Annotated in this window: 4 protein-coding genes; 3 read left to right on the top strand and 1 reads right to left on the bottom strand. The window is 58.7% G+C overall.

From position 1 onward, the window contains the following. Both A2I95_RS34630 and A2I95_RS34625 read left to right on the top strand, forming a co-directional pair. A partial coding sequence (locus A2I95_RS34630) for a hypothetical protein (RefSeq protein WP_291737096.1) occupies positions 1-300 on the top strand: 300 nt, incomplete at its 5' end. Next, positions 275-631: a cold shock domain-containing protein gene (locus A2I95_RS34625; RefSeq protein WP_259985240.1), complete on the top strand. Its 357-nt coding sequence runs from the start codon at positions 275-277 to the stop codon at positions 629-631. The genes A2I95_RS34630 and A2I95_RS34625, both read left to right, overlap by 26 nt. Before the next feature lie 33 nt (positions 632-664). Here the strand turns inward: A2I95_RS34625 and ilvN are convergent, their stop codons facing one another. Continuing rightward, on the bottom strand, positions 665-1,225 hold the full coding sequence (ilvN, locus tag A2I95_RS34620; protein ID WP_291737092.1) for an acetolactate synthase small subunit: 561 nt from the start codon (positions 1,223-1,225) through the stop codon (positions 665-667). 192 nt (positions 1,226-1,417) lie between these two features. Here ilvN and A2I95_RS34615 point away from each other — a divergent pair. After that, positions 1,418-1,877, top strand: a 460-nt coding sequence (locus tag A2I95_RS34615) for a PAS domain-containing protein (protein ID WP_291737090.1), incomplete at its 3' end; no start/stop codon positions are given.

The raw sequence follows: 1,877 nt of genomic DNA, 5'->3' as shown, positions 1-1,877 counted from the left end.
TTCCTCAGGTCGGCAGGGGATCGGGTATGGCTGGTCATCATTGCCTCTGATGGCGTAGTTGGTTGCGGTATTTTAGCACTATCTGACAACGCCTTATGCGGGAAATTGGCAGAGGGCTGCGCAGCGTTGATCCTGTTTGACGTCATTGCTGTTGCTAGTTCACGTCACAAGGCTAGTCAAGCCGACACAAAATGCAATAGTCCAGCGCGTATTTTACCATGTTGGCGTCACCTCAATTGTTCCAGAATTGGAATGCGGCAATGCGAGGACTGGTATGATTGGAGTTATTTTATGGAGTGATGAATCCCTGAACAAAGCCGTTATTTGGTGCGATGATCAGGGTGACCTTGCTTTCTACACAAAAAAGGCAAGTGAAGACTTCCATGAACTGAATCCAGGCGATTGGGTTGAGTTTGAATTAACTTTGAGCGGCAATTGCAGGATTGCGGAAAATCTTGCGGTATTGCTTGAACAGGGCAGCCCGGGCCTGGCGGACCGGCTTTGTGCGGCAGCGGGCCGCGGCGCCGAAGCGGCGGGTGCCGGGCCGGAAAACGGAACTGTTGTTCCCTTTCCGCAGCAATCTGTGAAAAAGCGGCGCGTTGCAGCGCCGCTTCATGTAAGCCGGGGCTGATACTGCCGGCCCGTCCGCGGGCCGGCTGCAGGGTCAATTTCCACGCAGCAGCGCAGCGACCCCGGTACGGGCAATCTCGGACAGGCCAAGCGGGCGCATCAGATCGGCAAAGGCGTCGATCTTCTCCGGCGCGCCGGTGATCTCGAAAACAAAGCTGTTCAGCGTGCTGTCAACCACATTGGCGCGGAAGATATCCGCCAGCCGCAGCGCCTCGACGCGTTTTTCGCCTTCACCGGCGACCTTGAGGATCGCCAGTTCACGCTCTACGGCCACGCCTTCGACGGTCAGGTCATGCACGTCGCGCACCGAAACGATCCGTCCCAGCTGGGCCTTGATCTGCTCAATCACCTGCGGGGTGCCGGTGGTGACGATGGTGATCCGGCTCAGGTGGCCTTCGTGGTCGACCTCGGCCACGGTCAGGCTGTCGATATTATAGCCGCGGCCGGAAAACAGCCCGATCACGCGGGCCAGCACACCCGGCTCGTTCTCTACAAGCACGGCGACGGTATGCGTCTCCTGCACGTCCGAAAAATTCGGGCGGAGGTTGTAGGCGGAGTGCTTGCTCGAGCCTTTCTTGATCTTGAGTGCTGACATCTCTGGGCCTTTCTGAGGAGTGCCGGCCCGCCGGGCGACGGGCCGCGAAAGATTTACCCAAGAACGACGACTTTTACCAGAAGCGAGCGGCGCAAAACGCGACGCGTCCGGCATTTAATGGCCTGTCAATCGTTTCGCGCTACGCCGGTTGCGCCGCGCTGCGACTGTAATGCCCATCAGAAGGCCGACTTGATGCCGGACACCGACAGTGAGAAAGACGCCAGGATCTGGTCGGACGTGATCCACCTGATGCCGGCATGGACATGGCAGGCGGATGCCGATTTCAAGCTGTGCTATGTAAACATACGCCACTCTGGCCTTTGCATGACCGCAAATGAATTGCTGGGCCTGCGCATCCTGTCGCCCGAAGGCCAGGATAAGGATCAGGCGGGGATCGACCGGTTGATGCAGGTGATGCGCAACCAGCAGGAAATCCGCAGCCTCAGTTACGAACGCGTGCTGGTCAACGGTCGCCGGGCGGTCCTGATGGACAGTGCCGTGCCACTGCACGATGCCGACGGGACGTTTGCCGGCTATCACGGTATCACGCTGAACATCAGCGATGTGCTGCAAAAGGCCGAGGTTGCCGATTCCCTGATTGCCGGCCTGAACCGCCGGACCGCTGCTCTGGAACAAAGCCTTGTCGCCAAGG

The organism is Leisingera sp. F5, assembly GCF_001593695.1.
Note: the sequence above shows the minus strand (reverse complement) of the source record. Positions and strands in the feature narration are given on the sequence as shown.

What these genes read in the sequence shown, in the direction of transcription:
- A2I95_RS34625 (WP_259985240.1), top strand. Translation starts at nt 275, where the DNA reads ATGATTGGAGTTATTTTATGGAGTGATGAATCCCTGAACAAAGCCGTT.
- ilvN (WP_291737092.1), bottom strand. Translation starts at nt 1,225, where the DNA reads ATGTCAGCACTCAAGATCAAGAAAGGCTCGAGCAAGCACTCCGCCTAC.